The sequence below is a fragment of the Kribbella sandramycini genome (genome assembly GCF_013131805.1).
Classification (GTDB): Bacteria; Actinomycetota; Actinomycetes; order Propionibacteriales; family Kribbellaceae; genus Kribbella; species Kribbella sandramycini.
The window spans coordinates 1-529 of sequence record NZ_JABJRC010000034.1 but is presented as its reverse complement, the minus strand read 5'-3'; the positions used below and the strand labels follow the sequence as shown (position 1 = coordinate 529).

Annotated in this window: 1 protein-coding gene; it reads right to left on the bottom strand. The window is 69.0% G+C overall.

Translation table 11 applies throughout. The annotated features are described in order from the left end of the window. On the bottom strand, positions 1-529 hold a 529-nt coding region (locus HPO96_RS37480), incomplete at both ends, for a sigma-70 family RNA polymerase sigma factor (protein WP_272954803.1).

Genomic DNA, 529 nt, shown 5'->3' with positions numbered 1-529 from the left:
TCGACGTGCACGACCTTGTTGAGCTTCTCGACCATGTGGACGGGGATGCGGATGGTCCGCCCCTTGTCCGCGATGGCGCGCGTGACCGCCTGGCGGATCCACCACGTCGCGTAGGTGGAGAACTTGTAGCCGCGCCGGTAGTCGAACTTCTCGACGGCCCGGATCAGGCCCAGGCTGCCCTCCTGGATGAGGTCGAGGAACGAGAGGCCGCGCCCGAGGTAGCCCTTGGCGATGCTGACCACGAGCCGCAGGTTGGCCTCGACCATCGCGGCCTTGGCCACCAGGTCGCCGCGCTCGATGCGCTTCGCGAGGGCGACCTCCTCGCCGGCCGTGAGCAGCGGGACGCGGCCGATCTCCCGGAGGTAGAGGCGAAGGCTGTCGAGGCTCGGCTCCACCGTGAGGTCGAGCTCCGGGGGGCGCTCGGTCTGGGTCGCCGCGTCCTTCGCGATGACCTCGCCGTCGGCGTCCAGCACCTCCACCCCGACCTCGAGCAGGTGCGAGTAGAAGTCCTCGATCTGGTCCTTGGTGA